This is a genomic window from Streptomyces sp. NPDC086777 (genome assembly GCF_040702065.1).
Lineage (GTDB): Bacteria > Actinomycetota > Actinomycetes > Streptomycetales > Streptomycetaceae > Streptomyces.
This window is the reverse complement of sequence record NZ_JBFBJI010000011.1, coordinates 162,520-180,490: the sequence shown is the minus strand read 5'-3', so window position 1 is coordinate 180,490 and position 17,971 is coordinate 162,520. Positions and strand designations below refer to the sequence as shown.

General features: G+C 72.6%; 19 protein-coding genes, 1 tRNA gene and 2 pseudogenes. 18 read left to right on the top strand and 4 right to left on the bottom strand.

What is annotated here, in order from left to right:
• Positions 1 to 7: 7 nt before the first annotated feature.
• Positions 8 to 1,186: a Glu/Leu/Phe/Val dehydrogenase dimerization domain-containing protein gene (locus AB0472_RS18050; protein WP_366357428.1), complete on the bottom strand. Its 1,179-nt coding sequence runs from the start codon at positions 1,184 to 1,186 to the stop codon at positions 8 to 10.
• Positions 1,187 to 1,326: 140 nt separating this feature from the next.
• Between AB0472_RS18050 and AB0472_RS18045 the strand changes: the two genes are divergently transcribed.
• The 7 genes from AB0472_RS18045 (at position 1,327) to AB0472_RS18015 (ending at position 8,652) form a co-directional block, all read left to right on the top strand.
• The gene (locus tag AB0472_RS18045; RefSeq protein WP_366357427.1) at positions 1,327 to 2,514 is read left to right on the top strand and encodes an MBL fold metallo-hydrolase; all 1,188 of its coding nucleotides are present in this window, start codon (positions 1,327 to 1,329) and stop codon (positions 2,512 to 2,514) included.
• Positions 2,515 to 2,641: 127 nt separating this feature from the next.
• Positions 2,642 to 3,802 carry a DUF4037 domain-containing protein gene (locus AB0472_RS18040; RefSeq protein WP_366357494.1) on the top strand — a complete coding sequence of 387 codons (1,161 nt, stop codon included), beginning with the start codon at positions 2,642 to 2,644 and terminating at the stop codon, positions 3,800 to 3,802.
• A 416-nt stretch (positions 3,803 to 4,218) separates the two neighbouring features.
• The gene (locus tag AB0472_RS18035; RefSeq protein WP_366357426.1) at positions 4,219 to 6,537 is read left to right on the top strand and encodes an ATP-binding protein; all 2,319 of its coding nucleotides are present in this window, start codon (positions 4,219 to 4,221) and stop codon (positions 6,535 to 6,537) included.
• 86 nt (positions 6,538 to 6,623) lie between these two features.
• Positions 6,624 to 7,058, top strand: coding sequence for a roadblock/LC7 domain-containing protein (locus AB0472_RS18030; protein ID WP_089107225.1), 435 nt, complete (start codon positions 6,624 to 6,626; stop codon positions 7,056 to 7,058).
• Positions 7,059 to 7,060: 2 nt separating this feature from the next.
• The gene (locus AB0472_RS18025) at positions 7,061 to 7,432 is read left to right on the top strand and encodes a DUF742 domain-containing protein (protein ID WP_366357425.1); all 372 of its coding nucleotides are present in this window, start codon (positions 7,061 to 7,063) and stop codon (positions 7,430 to 7,432) included.
• Entirely contained in the window at positions 7,410 to 8,009 is a 600-nt protein-coding gene (locus AB0472_RS18020) for an ATP/GTP-binding protein (RefSeq protein WP_351495158.1), read from the top strand. Before AB0472_RS18025 ends, AB0472_RS18020 begins: the two co-directional genes overlap by 23 nt.
• Positions 8,010 to 8,070: 61 nt before the next feature.
• A complete protein-coding gene (locus AB0472_RS18015) occupies positions 8,071 to 8,652 on the top strand; it encodes a GAF domain-containing protein (protein WP_366357424.1) in 582 nt (193 codons plus the stop codon).
• A gap of 147 nt (positions 8,653 to 8,799) precedes the next feature.
• Here AB0472_RS18015 and AB0472_RS18010 read toward each other — a convergent pair whose 3' ends face one another.
• Positions 8,800 to 9,102: a muconolactone Delta-isomerase family protein gene (locus AB0472_RS18010; protein WP_366357423.1), complete on the bottom strand. Its 303-nt coding sequence runs from the start codon at positions 9,100 to 9,102 to the stop codon at positions 8,800 to 8,802.
• A 107-nt stretch (positions 9,103 to 9,209) separates the two neighbouring features.
• Here AB0472_RS18010 and AB0472_RS18005 point away from each other — a divergent pair, with 107 nt between their 5' ends.
• The 10 genes from AB0472_RS18005 (at position 9,210) to AB0472_RS17960 (ending at position 16,603) form a co-directional block, all read left to right on the top strand.
• Positions 9,210 to 10,139 carry a LysR family transcriptional regulator gene (locus AB0472_RS18005; RefSeq protein WP_366357422.1) on the top strand — a complete coding sequence of 310 codons (930 nt, stop codon included), beginning with the start codon at positions 9,210 to 9,212 and terminating at the stop codon, positions 10,137 to 10,139.
• Between the two features lie 128 nt (positions 10,140 to 10,267).
• Positions 10,268 to 10,981, top strand: coding sequence for an SDR family oxidoreductase (locus tag AB0472_RS18000; RefSeq protein WP_366357421.1), 714 nt, complete (start codon positions 10,268 to 10,270; stop codon positions 10,979 to 10,981).
• 46 nt (positions 10,982 to 11,027) lie between these two features.
• Entirely contained in the window at positions 11,028 to 11,399 is a 372-nt protein-coding gene (locus AB0472_RS17995; protein WP_366357420.1) for a nuclear transport factor 2 family protein, read from the top strand.
• Positions 11,400 to 11,575: 176 nt separating this feature from the next.
• Positions 11,576 to 12,604: an L-threonine 3-dehydrogenase gene (gene tdh, locus AB0472_RS17990; protein WP_366357419.1), complete on the top strand. Its 1,029-nt coding sequence runs from the start codon at positions 11,576 to 11,578 to the stop codon at positions 12,602 to 12,604.
• A 43-nt stretch (positions 12,605 to 12,647) separates the two neighbouring features.
• Entirely contained in the window at positions 12,648 to 13,841 is a 1,194-nt protein-coding gene (locus AB0472_RS17985) for a glycine C-acetyltransferase (protein ID WP_366357418.1), read from the top strand.
• Between the two features lie 67 nt (positions 13,842 to 13,908).
• The gene (locus tag AB0472_RS17980; protein ID WP_366357417.1) at positions 13,909 to 14,811 is read left to right on the top strand and encodes a LysR family transcriptional regulator; all 903 of its coding nucleotides are present in this window, start codon (positions 13,909 to 13,911) and stop codon (positions 14,809 to 14,811) included.
• A gap of 46 nt (positions 14,812 to 14,857) precedes the next feature.
• Positions 14,858 to 15,439 carry an XRE family transcriptional regulator gene (locus AB0472_RS17975; protein WP_366357416.1) on the top strand — a complete coding sequence of 194 codons (582 nt, stop codon included), beginning with the start codon at positions 14,858 to 14,860 and terminating at the stop codon, positions 15,437 to 15,439.
• Positions 15,436 to 15,972: a GNAT family N-acetyltransferase gene (locus AB0472_RS17970; RefSeq protein ID WP_366357415.1), complete on the top strand. Its 537-nt coding sequence runs from the start codon at positions 15,436 to 15,438 to the stop codon at positions 15,970 to 15,972. The genes AB0472_RS17975 and AB0472_RS17970 overlap by 4 nt, the downstream gene beginning before the upstream one ends.
• A gap of 30 nt (positions 15,973 to 16,002) precedes the next feature.
• The gene (locus AB0472_RS17965) at positions 16,003 to 16,365 is read left to right on the top strand and encodes an MmcQ/YjbR family DNA-binding protein (RefSeq protein WP_366357414.1); all 363 of its coding nucleotides are present in this window, start codon (positions 16,003 to 16,005) and stop codon (positions 16,363 to 16,365) included.
• Between the two features lie 164 nt (positions 16,366 to 16,529).
• Positions 16,530 to 16,603 (top strand) — tRNA-Pro (locus tag AB0472_RS17960).
• Between the two features lie 99 nt (positions 16,604 to 16,702).
• On the opposite strand, the gene AB0472_RS17955 is transcribed toward AB0472_RS17960, so the two are convergent.
• Positions 16,703 to 17,002 (bottom strand): hypothetical protein, encoded by a 300-nt coding sequence (locus tag AB0472_RS17955; RefSeq protein WP_366357413.1) that lies wholly within the window; start codon positions 17,000 to 17,002, stop codon positions 16,703 to 16,705.
• Between the two features lie 36 nt (positions 17,003 to 17,038).
• Positions 17,039 to 17,179: pseudogene (locus AB0472_RS17950) on the bottom strand (Arm DNA-binding domain-containing protein); the annotation flags it as partial.
• 139 nt (positions 17,180 to 17,318) lie between these two features.
• On the opposite strand from AB0472_RS17950, the pseudogene AB0472_RS17945 reads away from it, so the two are divergent.
• Positions 17,319 to 17,966, top strand: a pseudogene (locus AB0472_RS17945) (transposase); the annotation flags it as partial.
• Positions 17,967 to 17,971 lie beyond the last annotated feature (5 nt).

Genomic DNA, 17,971 nt, shown 5'->3' with positions numbered 1-17,971 from the left:
TGCCGCGTCACCGGTACCAGCCGAACCGCTCCGCGATCACCGGCAGCCGGTCGGTCACCAGGGCGTGGGCCGCGGCCCGCGGTGTCGTGCCGTCGGCCGCCGCGCGGTCCAGCATCAGCTCCACCAGGGCCCGCATCGAGCGGCGGATGTGGGCGAACGCCTCGTCGGCCTCGGGCCGGATGTCGCCGAACAGGGTCCACCACCACCAGGCGTTGGTGCCCGAGTTGACCACCACGTCCGGCAGCACGGTCACCCCGCGCGCGGTGAGCCGTTCCTCCGCCTCGGGGAGCACGGGCATGTTGGCCGCCTCCACGATCCAGCGCGCGGTGACCAGGTGCTCGTTGGCCGCGTCGACCACGTACGACACCGCCGCCGGCACCAGCACCTCGGCGTCCGCGGACAGCCAGGCGTCACCCGGCAGTTCGACGTCACCGGGGCGCAGCACCGCGCGGTCGACGGTGCCGTAGGCGTCCCGCGCGCGCAGCAGCGCCTCGACGTCGAGCCCCGCCGGGTTGGCGATCGTCCCCTTGACGTCGGCGACCGCCACGACCGTCAGTCCCGCGCGGGCCAGGAACCGCGCCGTGGCCCCGCCCATCGTGCCGAGCCCCTGCACGGCGACCCGCGTCCCCGCGTACGGCACCCCGGCCCGGTCCAGCGCCGCCAGCGCCGACTCGGCGACCCCGCAGCCGCCGGCCAGCTCGTCGAGGCCGATCCCGTCCACCTCGACCGCGAAGGCGTCCGCCAGCCGCCGCCGGGCCGCCGCCTCGTCGTCCAGCAGCGGGTAGACGGCCTGCACCGAGGAGACCAGCCCCGCCTCGGCCGCCGCCCGGTCCACCAGGTCCTGGGTGAGCCCCAGGTCCTCGCCGGTGGTCCAGAAGCTCTCCACGTACGGCCGCATCGCGCGCAGGTAGCGGACCAGCAGGGCGTACGCCCCCGGGTCCTGCGGATCGCAGTCGATGCCGCCCTTGGCGCCGCCCAGCGGGATGTAGCGGCCCTCGGGGTTGTAGTGCAGGGCTTCCTTCATCGTCATGCCGCGCGCGAGCCCGGTCACCTCCTCCAGGGTGCAGCCGGGCCGCATCCGCAGACCGCCGCTGGCCACGCCCCGCACCAGCCGGTCGACGACCAGGAAGCCCCGGCGGCCGGTGACGTGGTCGGTCCAGACGAGGGACATCAGGGGAGCGGTCACGGGGGCTCCTCGCGAGCGGTGTGAAGGAACGGTGTTACTGAACAGTGGGTCAGTATCGGGAGGCGGGTGGTGCGGTGTCAACGCCGACTGTCACAAGGGCCGACCATAATGGGGACCTCGGCGACACCTCTGGAGGTACCGTGACCGGCTTGCGTTCCCTGAGCTCCGGGCTCCGCGTGCTGCGGCCCGCTGCCTTCGGCGCGGACCCCGGCGGCGAGCGCATGGCCCGCATCCAGCGCTCCCCGCACTTCAAGGACGGCGTCTTCCAGAACCCGGGCGGCACCGCACGGACCCGGCCCTCGGGCTCGATGGTGGAGTTCGCCAGGACCTACTTCGAGAAGGAGCAGCGCGCCCGCAGAGCCCCCCGGGGCACCGTCCCGGTGCACCCCACCACCGTCGCCGACCTCGCCCGGCCCGTCGCCGGCGGGCTGCGGGTGACGTGGATGGGCCACTCCAGCGTCCTCGCCGAGATCGACGGACACCGCGTGCTCTTCGACCCCGTCTGGGGCGATCGCTGCTCCCCGTTCCCGTTCGCCGGGCCCAAGCGGCTGCACCCGGTGCCGCTGCCGCTCGCCGCGCTCGGTCCGGTCGACGTCGTGGTCATCTCGCACGACCACTACGACCACCTCGACCTGCCCACCATCAAGGCGCTGGCCGGCACGGACACCGTGTTCGCCGTGCCGCTCGGCGTCGGCGCCCACCTCGAACAGTGGGGTGTGTCCGCCGGCCGGCTGCGGGAGCTGGACTGGCACGAGGAGACCAGGGTCGGCGGACTCACCCTGACCGCCACCCCGGCCCGCCACTTCTGCGGCCGCGGGCTGCGCAACACCCAGCACACCCTGTGGGCGTCCTGGGTCGTCGCCGGCGAGGAGCACCGGATCTACCACAGCGGCGACACCGGCTACTTCGACGGCTTCCACGACATCGGCGCCGACCACGGGCCGTTCGACGTGACGATGATCCAGATCGGCGCGTACAGCGAGTTCTGGCCCGACATACACATGACGCCCGAGGAAGGCGTGCGGGCCCACCTCGACCTCCAGGGAGGGCAGCCGCACGGCGTGCTGCTGCCGATCCACTGGGGCACCTTCAACCTCGCCCCGCACGCCTGGGCCGAGCCGGGGGAGTGGACCAAGGACGCCGGTGACGAGGCGGGCCAGGCGGTCGCGCTGCCGCGCCCCGGTGAACCCTTCGAGCCGTCCGGAAAGCTGCCCGCGGACCCCTGGTGGCGCGCGGTCTCGGCACCGCTCGCCCGGCCGTGGCAGCGCGAGAAGCACGCCGAGGGCGCCCCCGGGCAGGAGGACCTCCGCCTCGCCGGCGAACGGTGACGGCGGCCCTCCGGCGCGGAATGTGACGAAGGGCCGGTGATTTCGGCACCCATGTGGCGGTGTCGTGAAAGTGGCGTGCATGCCCCTGCACAAGCTGGGCAGGGGCACGGTCATGAGCCATGCACATATGCCAAGTCCCGGTTTTTTACCGGGACTTGAGCTCTCCCGGCGCTTCTACACCGAGGCCGTCCGCCCCCTCCTCGAGGAGGCCGCTCCCGGCACGCCCCACTCCGCCGCCCGCATCGGCGCGGGTTCGGAAGTGCTCGGCTTCGACACCGAGCGCTCCGCCGACCACGAATGGGGCCCGCGGCTCCAGCTCTTCCTCCACTCCCACGACGTGAACCGCCTCGCCGGACGCATCAGACATGTGCTCGCCGAGCACCTGCCGAAGACCTTTCACGGCTGGCCCACCCACTTCGCCGCCACGACGGACCCCGGCATCCGCGTCATGCGGGTCACCGACGGTCCCGTGCACCACCGTGTCGAAGTGACCGGCGTCTCCTCCTGGTTCCGGGCCACCCTCGGCTTCGACCCCGCCTCGGGAGTCACCCCGGAACACTGGCTCGCCCTGCCCACCCAGCTGCTCGCCGAGGCCACCGCGGGCGCCGTCTTCCACGACGGCCTGCACACCCTCACCCCGGCCCGCGCCGCCCTGCGCTGGTACCCGCACGACCTGTGGCTGCACGTCCTCGCCTGCCAGTGGCAGCGCATCGCCCGCGAGGAGGCCTTCGTCGGCCGCTGCGGCGAGGCGGGCGACGAACTGGGCTCCGCCGTCCAGGCCGCCCGCCTGGTCCGCGACCTCATGCGGCTCTGCCTGCTGATGGACCGGCGCTACCCGCCGTACGGCAAGTGGCTCGGCAGCGCCTTCGCCCGCACGCCCGCCGCCCCGCGCCTCACCTCCGAACTCACCGCCGTCCTCGCCGCCACCGGCTGGCAACTGCGCGAGCGTCATCTGGCACAGGCGTACGAGATCGTCGCCCACCTGCACAACGAACTGAACCTCACCGACCGGGTCGACCCGGCCCCGCGCCCCTACCACTCCCGCCCCTACCGGGTACTGCGCGCCGACCGCTTCACCCGGGCCCTCGCCGCCCGCATCAAGGACCCCCACATACGGGGGCTGCACAGGGCCGGCGCGGTGGACCAGTTCGTCGACAGCGCGGAGGTCCTGAGCCGCCCGGACCTGGCGCGAGCCGCGGCCGCCGCCGTGACGGGCGTCGGCGCCCACGACGGCCCGCCCCGCACCCCGACGAAGGACCACCGAAGCCGGAACGGTGACCCTGAGTGACGCTCTGGGGGGCGCTGAAAGGGGTGTGGACGGTCCCGCGGCCGCCTTGGCGGGCCGGCCGGAAGCCTGTCGACCGAGGCGAGGCGAGCGCGACGGAGGGGCGGGGGCGGTGGCCCGCACCTTCTGTGTGTGACCGTTTCTGAGCAGGTCGGATCGGTGGATGACTGTTCGGGGGTGGAGCGCCGAGGGGGTTATCGGTCTTTCGTACGACGGCTCATACCAGAGCAGGACCCTCTCCGGGGGACTTTGTCAACTGCCCACCGCACATGATGCGTCGGCGACTACTGTGAGTGTCCGTCGGGCGAGACGGGGGCCGAATTCTTTTGCGGTCCCTCGCCCGGCACCGCGATGGCGCATGCCCGACTCGCGCGCCCCGCGCGAGAAACCAGGCCCGACGGACCAGTACGAGGACGCAGATGTCTCACCTCCGTGCACCGGCCGCCCGCGCCGACCGCCGTGAGGGCGGCCGGCACGGACGACCGGTCGCCAGACCCGTTCCCGCGCTGCCCGAGACCCACATACGGCCTCAGCTCATGCGGCTGGCGGTACTGCCACCGGTCGCGGTGGCCCTCAGCGGCTGCGCGGCCGTCCTGTTCACCGTCCGCTCCACCGGCGCCCGGCCCAGTCTCACCCTGCTGGCCGTGCTCGCCGGAGCGGTCTCGGTGACGGCCGCCGGCATCGTGATCGCCGCCGTGGCCGCGGGCCGCGCCGCCCGCTCGGTCAGCGACCGCGTCGGCATCCTGCGCCGCAACGCCGCCCGCGGCGAGGCCGATCTGCTCGCCCTCGTCGACGGGCTGCGCCGCGGCGAGACCCCGCCCCGGCGCAAGCCGCGCGGCGGACCGCCCCGGGACGCGGACGACTTCGAGCTGCTCGCCGCGGACCTGTCCCGCGCGCACGACGGCGCCGTCACCGCCGTCGTCCAGGCGGCCCAGCTCTCCAGCCAGGCCGGCAGCGAACAGAAGCTGGAGGTCTTCGTCAACCTGGCTCGGCGGCTTCAGTCCCTCGTGCACCGGGAGATCTCGATCCTCGACGAGCTGGAGAACGAGATCGAGGACCCGGACCTCCTCAAGGGCCTCTTCCACGTCGACCACCTCGCCACCCGGATCCGGCGGCACGCCGAGAACCTCGCCGTCCTCGGCGGCGCCGTCTCCCGGCGGCAGTGGAGCAACCCCGTCTCCATGACGGAGGTGCTGCGCTCCGCCATCGCCGAGGTCGAGCAGTACTCCCGGGTCAAGCTCGTCCCGCCGATCGACGGCGAGCTGCGCGGGCACGCCGTCGCCGACGTCATCCACCTCCTCGCCGAGCTCGTCGAGAACGCCACGGTGTTCTCCGCCCCGCACACCCAGGTGCTGCTCCGCGCCAACCTCGTCACCTCCGGCCTCGCGGTCGAGGTCGAGGACCGCGGACTCGGTATGCCGGTCGGCGAACAGTCCAAGATGAACGCCCTGCTCGCCGACCCCGACCAGGTCAACGTCGCCAGCCTGCTGGCCGACGGCCGCATCGGCCTCTTCGTCGTCTCCCAGCTCGCCCGTCGGCACGGCATCAACGTCCGCCTCCAGACCAACATCTACGGCGGCGTACAGGCCGTCCTCGTCGTCCCGCAGGAGCTGCTGGGCACGGCACCGGGCGCACCCGGCGCACCCGGTTCGGTTCCGCAGCCACACGCGGCGGCGAGCGGGGGCGGCGCGCCGGGGGCGCGGCCCGCTGCGCCGGTTGCCGGGGCAGCCCGGCCGTCCGACGCCACCGCGGGGCCGGACACGGGTGCCCGAAGCGGGGCCGCCGCGATCGGGCCGCCGGCCGGCCGAGGGGCCGGGCAGCAGCAGGGCCCCGCCACCACCGCCCCCGGCGGCCGGCGCCGGCGCGCGCAGCACGAGGGCGCGCCCGCGCCGCTGCCGGTGCGCGGTGCCCAGGAGACCCGCCCGAACCCCGCCGAGGCGGTGCCCGGCATCCGCCCCGAGGACCGGCCGACGGTCGCCGAGCACGCGGGCGCCCCGCCGGTACCGCGGGTCGGCGCCGTGCGCGGCACCATGGGCAAACCCCAACTGCCGCGCCGCCGCGCCCAGGAGCACATCGTCCCCCAGTTGCGCGGCGGCCCGGCACCCCGCCCGGAGAACGAGCACCCGGCCGGACACGACCCGGGTCTGATGGCCGCCTTCCAGCGCGGCATCGGCCTCGCCGAGGCCCAGCAGCACCTGGAGGCCACCGAGACGGAGCCGAGCGCGGCCGAGCCGGTGGGTGGGGCACAGGTGGGCGGGGCACATGGCGCGTCCCCCCATGACGGTTTCACCCCCGCGGGCTTCGCCGACATGGCCGCCCACGACACGGCCGGCGATCGACCGACCAACGCGTCACACGCCACGCACATGGATGCCGCGCACATGGACCCCCTGCACATGGACGGCCTGCGCATGGATGGAGTGCACATGAATGCCGCGCACATGGAGGCGGCACATGTGGAGACAGCACACATGCCGTCGGGCCCCATGCTGTCGGACCCCCTGACCCCGGACCACATGGCCTCGGACCACATGACCACAGGCCACCCGGGCTCAGGCCACCCGGGTAAGGACCACATGGCCACGGACCACATGGCCCCCGCACATGTCGGCCGGACCCACCAGGACTCCGCGGAGAGCCAGTCGGCATCCCGGCCCCAGTCGCACTCCCAGGCCCTGAGCCCGGTGCACACCTCCGATTTCACCGCCGGGCCCGACGGGAGCGCGCCCGCCGGATGACCAGCACTCTCTCCACCCCCACGCCCACCCCCACGCCCACCCCCAGCGCTCCCGCTGATCTTCGTACCCCAAGGAGTCGATCCATCATGGCGAGCGATGCGCCGACCGCCCAGGTATCCGACCTCGACTGGCTGATGAGCGGCCTGGTGCAGCGCGTGCCGCACACCACCAGCGCGGTGCTCCTGTCCTGCGACGGGCTGGTGAAGTCCGTCCACGGCCTGGACCCGGACAGCGCCGACCACATGGCGGCGCTCGCCTCCGGCCTGTACTCGCTCGGCCGCAGCGCGGGCGTCCGGTTCGGCGACGGCGGGGACGTCCGCCAGGTCGTCGTCGAACTCGACTCGACGCTGCTGTTCGTCACCACCGCCGGCTCCGGCACCTGCCTCGCCGTGCTGGCGGGCCGGGAGGCCGACGCCGCGGTCCTCGGCTACGAGATGGCGATGCTGGTCAAGAGCGTCCGCCCGTACCTCGTCACCGCACCCCGGCAGCACGCCGTCGAATCCACGGCGATGAGGCCTTGAGGGTGGCGGCAGCCGGTGACGGGCCCTGGCTCGACGACGCGGCCGGACGCCTCGTGCGCCCGTTCACGGTCAGCAACGGCCGGACCGAGCCCAGCATCGCCCTCGACCTCATGTCGCAGGTGATGGCGACCGGGTCCACGCCCCTCGGCTACCTCGGCCCCGAACACGCGCAGGCCCTCGACCTGTGCCGCGCCCCCGTCCCGGTCGCCGAGGTCGCCGCGCACCTCAAACTGCCCGCCGTGGTCACGAAGGTGCTGCTCTCCGACCTCGTCGACTGCGGGGCGCTGACCGCAAAGCCCCCCGTGTTCCACCACAACCCCACTGACCGGTCCCTCCTGGAGGCAGTGCTCGATGGACTACGACGACAGCTCTGATCCCTTCCCCACCGCGCTGAAGATCCTGGTGGCCGGTGGGTTCGGGGTCGGCAAGACCACCTTCGTGGGTGCGGTCAGCGAGATCGCGCCGCTGTCCACGGAGGAACTCCTCACCACGGTCAGCGCCGCGACCGACAGTCTCGACGGGATCGAGAACAAGGTCGAGACGACCGTGGCCATGGACTTCGGCCGCATCACCCTGGACCCGGAGCACGTGCTCTACCTGTTCGGCACGCCCGGACAGGAGCGGTTCTGGTTCATGTGGGACGAACTGTCCGAAGGCGCGCTCGGCGCGGTCATCCTCGCCGACACCCGGCGCCTGGAGGACTGCTTCGCGGCCGTCGACTTCTTCGAGGAGCGCGGCCTGGGCTTCATCGTCGCCATCAACGAGTTCGACGGTTCCTACCGCTACGACCCCGAGGAGGTGCGCGCCGCCATCGACCTCGACCCGGAGGTCCCGGTGGTCCGCTGCGACGCCCGGATCTCCAGTTCCGGGGTGCAGACCCTGCTCACCCTCGTCCGCCACCTCATCGCCCATGCTCCGGTCTCCGCGCCGAGCCACGGCGCCCACATGTGAAACCCACATATCCCTCACGGAGCCCGTATATGACCCACGTCCACCGCGGCGGAGTCCGCGCATGAGGTACGACCCGGCGCGCCCGGCCGGCCGGCTGCTGCTCACGCCGGAGGACAAGGAGGCCCCCGAGCGCACCCGGCGCCTCGGCCAGCTGCGCCTTGGCGAGGACACGGACCCCGCCCTCGACGCCTACGCCGACCGGCTCGCCGAGGTCACCGGAGCGCCGTACGCCATGGTCAACTTCATCGACGTGCACCGTCAGTTCTTCGCGGGCCTGCACCTGCCGGACGTGGCACCGCCCGTGGTACGGCCGGACGGCAGCACCCCGGTCCTGGGCCGTGAGCTGCCCCGCGACCATGGCTTCTGCCCCCATGTGGTGGTCCGGCGCAAGGCGCTGGTCCTGGAGGACGTCTGCGACTACCCGCGGTTCGCGGGCAATGCGGTCGTCGACGAGTTCGGTATCCGTTCCTACCTGGGCGCCCCGCTGATCGACAGCACGGGGACGGTCCTCGGCACGGTGTGCGTGGTCGACGTGGAGCCGCGGCCCTGGGGCCGGCCCGGTCTGGAGACCATCAAGTCGTCGGCTGCGGAGCTGGTGGCCCGCATCGAGCGCCGCGAGGCGGACGGACTGCCGCTGCTGTGACGGCGGCGACAGCACGGGGCCGGCACCCCGGCCAGCCGGCAGGTCCCGGACCCCTGTTGCCCTGGTGCTACGGGACGTCCCAGTGACGCCCGGCGGACGGTCCTCGACGCCGCTCGCCCGCCCTGGAGCCGGACGCGGACGCAGGGGTCATCGGGTGTCCTCGGCCCGGCCCGGGTCGTTGGGGTGGGAATCCAGCGGGGTGACGGTGACCGTCATCCACGGGCGCAGCGGCAGGGTGCCCAGCACCTTCTCGTGGAGCTCCTCCTCGTCGTCGGCGCGCCAGATGCCGATGCTGCGCAGCTCACCGACCGGCCGCCACAGCCGGGCCAGATGACCGGTAGCGGCCAGTTCCCGCGCCCGCACGGCCTCCGCGGCCCGCCGCCGGTCGACCTCGTCCTGGCCCGTGCCCTCGGGTACGCCGGTGGTGATCTCGACCAGGAACTCGCGCACGATGTACTCCCTCGGTAGTCGTCGGTCCCATCGTGCGATGTCATCAGCGACGCTGCCACGACCGGCGGGCTCACTGGTGGGAGGCGCAGCCTCCCAGTGCGCGTAGCATGACGCGCGTGGAACTGCGTCAGTTGCGGTATTTCGTCGCCGTCGCCGAGGAGCTGAACTTCGGCCGGGCCGCCGAGCGGCTGCTCATAGCCGGCCCCTCCCTCTCCCAGCAGATCAAGGCGCTCGAGCGGGACCTGGGCGTCCGGTTGTTCGACCGGGACCGCCGCTCGGTCTCCCTCACCGCCGCCGGTGCCGCGCTGCTCCCGCACACCCGGGACCTGCTGGAGCGGGCCGACGACCTCAGGCGCCGGGCCGGCCGTCTCTCGGCCTCCGAGTCGGTACGGCTCGGCTACGTCAACTGGCTGCCGCCGGACCTGGGTTCGCGGACGGCGGCGGTGGCCCGGGTCCATGTGGACGCGTGGGTCGCGCCCTCCCACACCCAGGCCGCCCGGGTCGCCGACGGCAGCCTGGACCTGGCCGTCTGCTGGGTGCGTACCGAGGACCTCGAACGGCACGGGCTGCGCGCCCGGCTGATCGGCGCGGACCGGCTGTACGCCGTCGCCAAGGGCACCGACGCGAGCGACCTGCCGGCCCGGGACGCCGACATCCTGATCGACGACGACGTCACCTCCTGGGCCTCCTGGAACGTGTACGCCGAGGAGCTCACGCGGGTCGTCGGCGTCCGCCCGGTGCACATCTCCGACGGCGCCGTCACCGGCCCCGCCTACTTCGACCACGTCCGGCGCTGTACCCGGCCCGTCCTGAACTCACCCAAGGGCCAGACCGTCCCGCTCCCGTCCGACCTGGTGCGCCGCGAGATCGTCGCCCCGAAGCTGTACTGGACCTGGTCCCTGGTCTGGCGCGCGAGCGAGGACCGGGCCGGTGTCCTGGCCGTCGTCGACGCCCTGAGCGACGGGGTGGGCGACCTCGGGATCCACGCCCCGGACGTCTGGTTGCCCGCGGACGACCCCCACGCCCTGCGCGGCTGAGCTGCGCTGGGAGGCCACGCCTCCCAGTCAGGAGGAAACCGATCCTGGCACGACCGGCGGACCCGACCTACGGTCAAATAGTCGACCGGTCGGCTAGTGACCGGTCAGCCACTACGGAGAAGGTCAGCATGAGCACGCAGCAGCAGAAGGTCGCGATCGTCACCGGTGCCTCGCAGGGCATCGGCGCCGCCCTCGTGGAGGGCTACCGCAAGCTCGGCCACGCGGTCGTCGCCACCTCGCGCACCATCGCCCCCGCCGACGACGCCGGCGTACTGACGGTCCAGGGGGACATCGCGGACCCGGCGACCGCCGAGCGTGTCGTGGCCGCCGCCGTCGAGCGGTTCGGCCGGATCGACACCGTGGTCAACAACGCGGGCGTCTTCGTGGCGAAGCCCTTCACCGAGTACACCGCCGCCGACTACGCGACGGTGACCGGCATCAACGTCGCCGGCTTCTTCCACCTCACCCAGCAGGCGGTCCCGCACCTGCTGGCCCAGGGCGGCGGGCACATCGTCAGCGTCACCACCAGCCTCGTCGACAGCCCGGACGCCCGGGTCCCCTCCGTCCTGGCCTCGCTGACCAAGGGCGGCCTGCAGTCCGCGACCAAGTCCCTCGCGACCGAGTACGCCACCCGCGGCATCCGCGTCAACGCGGTGTCGCCCGGCACCATCAAGACCCCCATGCACCCGGCCGAGACCCACGAGTTCCTCGCCGCCCTGCACCCGGTCCGCCGGATGGGTGAAGTGCGCGACATCGTCGACGCGGTGCTCTACCTGGAGACCGCCCCGTTCGTCACCGGCGAGATCCTGCACGTCGACGGCGGTATGAGCGCCGGACACTGACGGCACGGAACGGCACGTCACCCACCGAGGAGAAGAAGGAGCGGACATGACCAGCACGACGGAGGACACAGCGGTCCTGAGCGCGGTGCTCGACCGGTGGAAGGCGGCCGTCGACGCACACCAACCCGAGCGCGTCGCGGCCCAGTTCACCGAGGACGCCGTCTTCCAGGGACTGCACCCCTACAGTGTCGGACGGCAGGGCGTCGCCGCGTACTACGACTCCCAGCCCCTCGGGATGAAGGCGGCGTACCGGGTCCTGGAGACCCGGCGACCCGCCGACGGCGTCGTCCTCGGCTACCTGGCCGTCGAGTTCTCCTTCACGGACCGGCCCCCGCTGGACGTGAAGCTCTCGGTCCTCGTCACCCGGACGGGCGAGGGCTGGCACATCGCCCACTACCAGGTCTCCCGCCTCGACTAGCCGTCTCCTGCCGGGTGTTCCGAGGGCGTGAAGCCGAGCTGTGGCCGCGCTTAAGAAATCCTCGATGGACCGCTGCGCCCGGGTGCGGCAGATTGCTGTGAGATTCCACCCCCTCTCCGGCCGCGGACCGCTTCGGCGTCCCCGTGGCCGGGATCTCACGCACAGGAGCCGTAGCGTTGAAGGCGCTGGTCAAGGAGAAGGCGGAGCCCGGGCTGTGGCTCACGGACGTGCCGGAGCCCACGGTCGCGCACGGTGACGTACTGATCAAGGTCCTGCGGACCGGCATCTGCGGCACCGATCTGCACATCCGGGCCTGGGACGGCTGGGCCCAGCAGGCGATCAGCACCCCGCTGGTGGTCGGCCACGAGTTCGTCGGCGAGGTCGTGGCGACCGGCCGGGACGTCACCGACATCAAGATCGGCGACCGCGTCAGCGGCGAGGGCCACCTCGTGTGCGGCAAGTGCCGCAACTGCCAGGCCGGCCGGCGCCACCTGTGCCGTGCCACGATCGGCCTCGGCGTCGGCCGGGACGGGGCGTTCGCCGAGTACGTCGTGCTGCCCGCCGGCAACGTCTGGGTGCACCGCGTCCCCGTCGACCTCGACGTGGCCGCGATCTTCGACCCGTTCGGCAACGCCGTGCACACCGCCCTGTCCTTCCCGCTGGTCGGCGAGGACGTCCTCATCACCGGCGCGGGCCCGATCGGTCTCATGGCCGCCGCCGTGGCCCGGCACGCGGGCGCCCGCCACGTCGTGATCACCGACGTCAGCGAGGAGCGCCTCGAACTCGCCCGCAAGATCGGCGTGAGCCTCGCCCTGAACGTGTCACGGGCCGGGATCGCCGAAGGGCAGCGCGAGCTGGGGCTGCGCGAGGGCTTCGACATCGGTCTGGAGATGTCCGGCAGGCCCGAGGCCATGCGCGACATGATCGCCAACATGACGCACGGCGGCCGTATCGCCGTGCTCGGCCTGCCCGCCCAGGAGTTCCCCGTCGACTGGGCCCGGATCGTCACCTCGATGATCACCATCAAGGGCATCTACGGCCGTGAGATGTTCGAGACCTGGTACGCGATGTCGGTCCTCCTGGAAGGCGGACTCGACCTCGCCCCCGTGATCACCGGCCGCTACGGCTACCGCGACTTCGAGGCGGCCTTCGCCGACGCGGCGAGCGGCCGCGGTGGCAAGGTCATCCTCGACTGGACCGCGTAGTCCGTCGCACACATCCGCGCGTAAACCCCTGGGAGCTTCTGGAATGTTCGACTCCGTGCGTGACGACCTGCGCGCCACCCTCGACGAGATCCGCGCCGCCGGCCTGCACAAGCCCGAGCGCGTGATCGGCAGCCCGCAGTCCGCGACCGTCGCCGTCACCGCGGGCGGCCGCCCCGGCGAGGTCCTCAACTTCTGCGCCAACAACTACCTCGGCCTCGCCGACCACCCCGACGTGGTCGCCGCCGCCCACCAGGCCCTGGACCGCTGGGGCTACGGCATGGCCTCGGTCCGCTTCATCTGCGGCACCCAGGAGGTCCACAAGGAGCTGGAGGCCCGCCTGTCGGCGTTCCTCGGCCAGGAGGACACGATCCTCTACTCCTCCTGCTTCGACGCCAACGGCGGTGTCTTCGAGACCCTCCTCGGCGAGGAGGACGCGGTGATCTCCGACGCCCTCAACCACGCCTCCATCATCGACGGCATCCGCCTCTCCAAGGCCCGCCGCCTCCGCTACGCCAACCGCGACCTGGCCGACCTGGAGCGGCAGCTGAAGGAGGCCCAGGGCGCCCGGCGCCGGCTGGTCGTCACCGACGGCGTGTTCTCGATGGACGGCTACGTCGCCCCGCTGCGCGAGATCTGCGACCTCGCCGAGCGCTACGACGCGATGGTCATGGTCGACGACTCGCACGCCGTCGGCTTCGTCGGCCCCACCGGGCGCGGCACCCCCGAGCTGCACGGCGTGATGGACCGCGTCGACATCGTCACCGGCACCCTCGGAAAGGCCCTCGGCGGCGCCTCCGGCGGCTATGTCGCGGCCCGCGCCGAGATCGTCGCCCTGCTCCGCCAGCGTTCCCGCCCCTACCTCTTCTCCAACACCCTCGCCCCGGTGATCGCGGCGGCCTCCCTGAAGGTCCTCGACCTGCTGGAGGCGGCGGACGACCTGCGGGTCCGGCTCGCCGAGAACACCGCCCTGTTCCGCCGTCGGATGACCGAGGAGGGCTTCGACGTCCTCCCCGGCGACCACGCCATCGCCCCCGTGATGATCGGCGACGCGGCCGAGGCCGGCCGCATGGCCGAGCTGCTCCTGGAGCGGGGCGTGTACGTGATCGGCTTCTCCTACCCGGTGGTCCCGCAGGGCCAGGCCCGGATCCGGGTCCAGCTGTCCGCGGCCCACTCGACGGCGGACGTCGACCGCGCGGTGGACGCCTTCGTCGCGGCCCGCGCGGAACTGGCGGGCTGAACGGCACCCGTCGGCCGAACGGTGCCGGCGGCCTGAGCAGCTCAGACATATTGCGATAATCGACCTCATGATCGAGGCGCGGCGGCTCCACATCCTCCGTGCGGTGGCCGACCACCGCACGATGACAGCTGCTGCCGCCGCGCTCTATCTGACGCCCTCGGCCGTCTCCCAGCAGCTGACGGCCCTCGAACAGGAGACCGGCCACCGCCTGGTCGAGCGCAGCGCCAAGGGCGTACGGCTGACCGCGGCCGGCGAGATCCTGCTCGCCCACACCAACGCGGTCCTCGCCCAGCTGGAGCGGGCCGAGGCCGAGCTGGCCGCGTACGGCTCCGGCCAGGCCGGCACGGTCACCGTCGCCGCCTTCGCCACCGGCATCGCCCAGGTGGTCGCCCCGGCCGTGGCCCGCCTCGCCGGTACCGCGCCCGGCATCCGCATCCGCGTCCAGGACGCCGAGGGCGACGCCAGCCTCCCGATGGTCCTGGACCGGCAGGTCGACGTGGCGGTCGCCGTCGAGTACCGCGGGGCCCCGCCCGCCGACGACCCCCGGCTGACCCACGTGCCGCTGTACGCCGAGCCGTTCGACGCCGTGGTGCCGCTCCACCACCGGCTGGCCGGGACCGCCGAGGTCCCCCTCGCCGAGCTCGCCAAGGACACCTGGATCGGCCCGTACCCCGGCAACCCCTGCCACGACGTGGTCGTCCTGGCCTGTGAGAGCGCCGGTTTCCAGCCCCGCTTCGAGCACTCCTCCGACGACTTCCGGGCCGTGGTGGCCCTGGCCGCGGCCGACGTGGGAGTTGCCCTCGTCCCGCGCTCCGCGCTGCGCGGCATGGACCTGACCGGCGTGGTCGTGCGCCCCGTCGACGGCGTCGCCCCGACCCGCCGCGTCTTCGCGGCCCTGCGGCGCGGAGCGGAGGACCATCCGCTGATCCGCCCGGTGCTCGAAGCCCTGGGCGAGGCGGCACGGCTGTGAGCCTTCCTTGACGCCGGCGTTTCACATCGGGGATATCGTCCCGGACATGAAACGGAGCGAGACGGTCGACCCCGACCCCGTCGACGCCCGCCTCGGCAGGCGCCTCGCCCAACTGCGGACCGAAAGCGGCTGGTCCCTGGGCGAGTTGGCGGAGCGCAGCGGAATCAGCAAGTCCACCCTGTCACGGGCCGAACGGGCCGAGACCAGCCCCACGGCAGCCCTCCTCAACCGCCTCTGCAACGTCTACGGCCGGACCATGTCCCAGCTGCTCAGCGAGGTCGAGGCGGCGCCCGCGCCCGTCGTGCGCACCGCCGAGCAGCAGGTGTGGGAGGACCGCGCCTCCGGGTTCGTACGCCGGTCGGTGTCGCCGCCGCACGGCGGGCTGCGCGGCGAACTCGTCGAGGGCCGGCTCACGGCGGGCGCGGACATCGCCTACGACCGCCCACCGGTGCCCGGCCTGGAGCAGCACATCTGGGTGCTCGACGGGAGCCTGGCCGTGACGGCTGAGGGCGCCGAGCACCTCCTGGACACCGGGGACTGCCTGCGGCTGCGGGTGTGGGGACCGACCCGGTTCCGCTGCGCGGGGCCGGCGCGGGCGCGGTACGTGCTGGCGGTGGTCCGGCCGTGAGGGCACTGCGTCTGGAAGCGGATCAACTGTCCCAGCGGGCGGGGGAGCTGGCCGGGCTGCTGGCCGACACCGTGAACGGCGGCGCGTCCGTCGGCTTCCTCGCCCCCTTCGGACGGGAGCGGGCCGTCGCCTGGTGGCGGGAGCGGGCGGCCGCCGTGGCCGCGGGGGAGCTCGCCGTCTGGGTCGCGCTGGACGACGCCGGCCGGACCGTCGGCACGGTCGGCCTCGCCTTCGCCCACCCCGGCAAACCCAACAGCCCGCACCGCGCCGAACTGGTGAAACTGATGGTCCACCGCGAAGCCCGCGGGCAGGGCGTCGGACGCGGCCTGCTGGCCGTCGCCGAAGAGGCCGCGGCCGCCGCCGGGATCACCCTGCTCCACCTGGACACCGAGACGGACAGCCCCGCGGAGCACCTCTACCGCTCCGCCGGCTGGATCCGCGCCGGTGTCATCCCCGACTACGCCCTCGACCCCGCGGGCGTACTCCGCCCGACGACCCTCTACTACAAGCGCGTGGGCACCGAGGGCGGATGACTGTCAGTGGCAGGGGCTACGGTGCGGGACATGCCGGACGCCGAAGACGTACGCCGAGTCGCCCTGTCCCTGCCGGACACCGGCGAGAAGATCGCCTGGAACATGCCCACGTTCCGGGTCGCCGGGAAGATGTTCGCCACGCTGCCCGAGGACGAGACCTCCATCGCCGTGCGCTGCCCCAAGGAGGAGCGCGACGAGCTGGTGCTCGCCGAGCCCGGCAAGTTCTGGATCGCCGATCACGAGGCCCAGTTCGCCTGGGTCCGGGTCCGGCTCGCCGCGCTGGAGGACGAGGGCGAGCTGCGCGACATCCTCGCCGACTCCTGGCGGCAGGCGGCCCCGCCACGGCTCCTGGACGCCTACCCGGAGCTGGGGCTGCCGGGCGCGGAAGGCTGATCCCCCCGCGGGCCGGTGCCCCGCGCAGGCGATGCCGGACCCGGACCGGGCCGGTTCCAGCCCCGGCCCTGGCCCCGGACAAAACGCGTGCGCGACCACCGACCCGAGTGCGGTATTGTTTCCCTGCACGTTTCGACCAGGGAAATCCCAGGTCAGGCGGGCAACGGGACGTGGCGCAGCTTGGTAGCGCACTTGACTGGGGGTCAAGGGGTCGCAGGTTCAAATCCTGTCGTCCCGACTGGAGACAGTCGCAGGTCAGGGCCGGTTTCGGAGGCATCCGAAACCGGCCCTTGATCGTTCTTGGGGGCCAGTAGGGGACCGGCGCCCTTGACCCGGGTCAGCGGGTCACGACGATGGGGCTCGGCAGGGAGCGCGGTGCGCGCAGCACGCTGAGGTGTGCGGAGAGCGCCGCTCCGGCGGCCGTGATCTTGTGTACGTCGGGGTGCAGGTAGCGCTGGGTGGTGGTCAGGGAGCCGTGGCCGGCGATCCTGCGTGGTCCCCGGCGGGCTGACCCGAGGTGGCCCAGGGCGGGGACCACGCGGATCCGCCACCCCGACAGGTAGGGGTCCGGCGTTTTCGGCTCCAGGCCGCGCAGGGCGAGGTCCATGTTCGCTTCGCCGTATTCGGCGAGCTTCATGGTGGCCGGTGACGGGCTCAGGTCGGCCTCTGCGGCCTCGATGACGGCCTGGAGCCATTCCTGGGCCTCTTGTTCGCTGTCCTTTCCCCCGGACAGTGACTGGCGGCGCTTGCCGGTCGGATCGCTCCACCGGACACGCGCCCTATACGGAGTGGGGCGATCAGGACGGTACTCGATATCGGTCGAGAGCCGGACGGGCGATGCTCATGACTTGTGGATCGGCCTCGGATTGGACGCCAAGGGCGTACCTTCCGAGTGATCGACTTCTGGTCATCGAGTAGGCCGACGTTGCACCGTCGGCCGGGAAGGCACGCCCGTGCCGAGCGGAGTGAATGCCGATGGGACTTCCGAGACCGGCTCCCTGATCGACGACATCGTCCGGGAGGGCGCGAGGCGGCTGCTGGCCGCCGCGCTGGAGGCCGAAGTCAACTCCTACATAGCCGAGTTGGCCGATCAGCGGAATGGGCACGGGCGCCGTCCGGTGGTCCGCAACGGCTACCACCAGGCGAGAAAGGTCACGACCGCGGCCGGGACGGTCGAGGTGAAGGCCCCGCGGGTCAACGACAAGCGCGTCGACGAGGCCACCGGTGAGCGCAAGCGGTTCTCCTCGGCGATCCTGCCGCCGTGGTGCCGCAAGTCCCCGAAGGTCAGTGAGGTGCTGCCCCTGCTCTATCCGCACGGCCTGTCCTCTGGCGACTTCGTGCCCGCCCTGGAGCAGTTCCTCGGCTCGTCGGCCGGCCTCTCACCGGCGACGGTCACCCGCCTCACCCAGCAGTGGCAGGCCGACCACGCCGCGTTCGGCGAGCGTGATCTGTCCACCAGCGACTACGTCTACATATGGGCCGACGGCATCCACCTGCGTATACGCCTGCACGAGGCGGAGTCGTGCGCGCTCGTGCTGATGGGCGTGCGCGCGGATGGCACCAAAGAGTTGATCGCCATGAACGACGGCTACCGCGAATCCGCCGA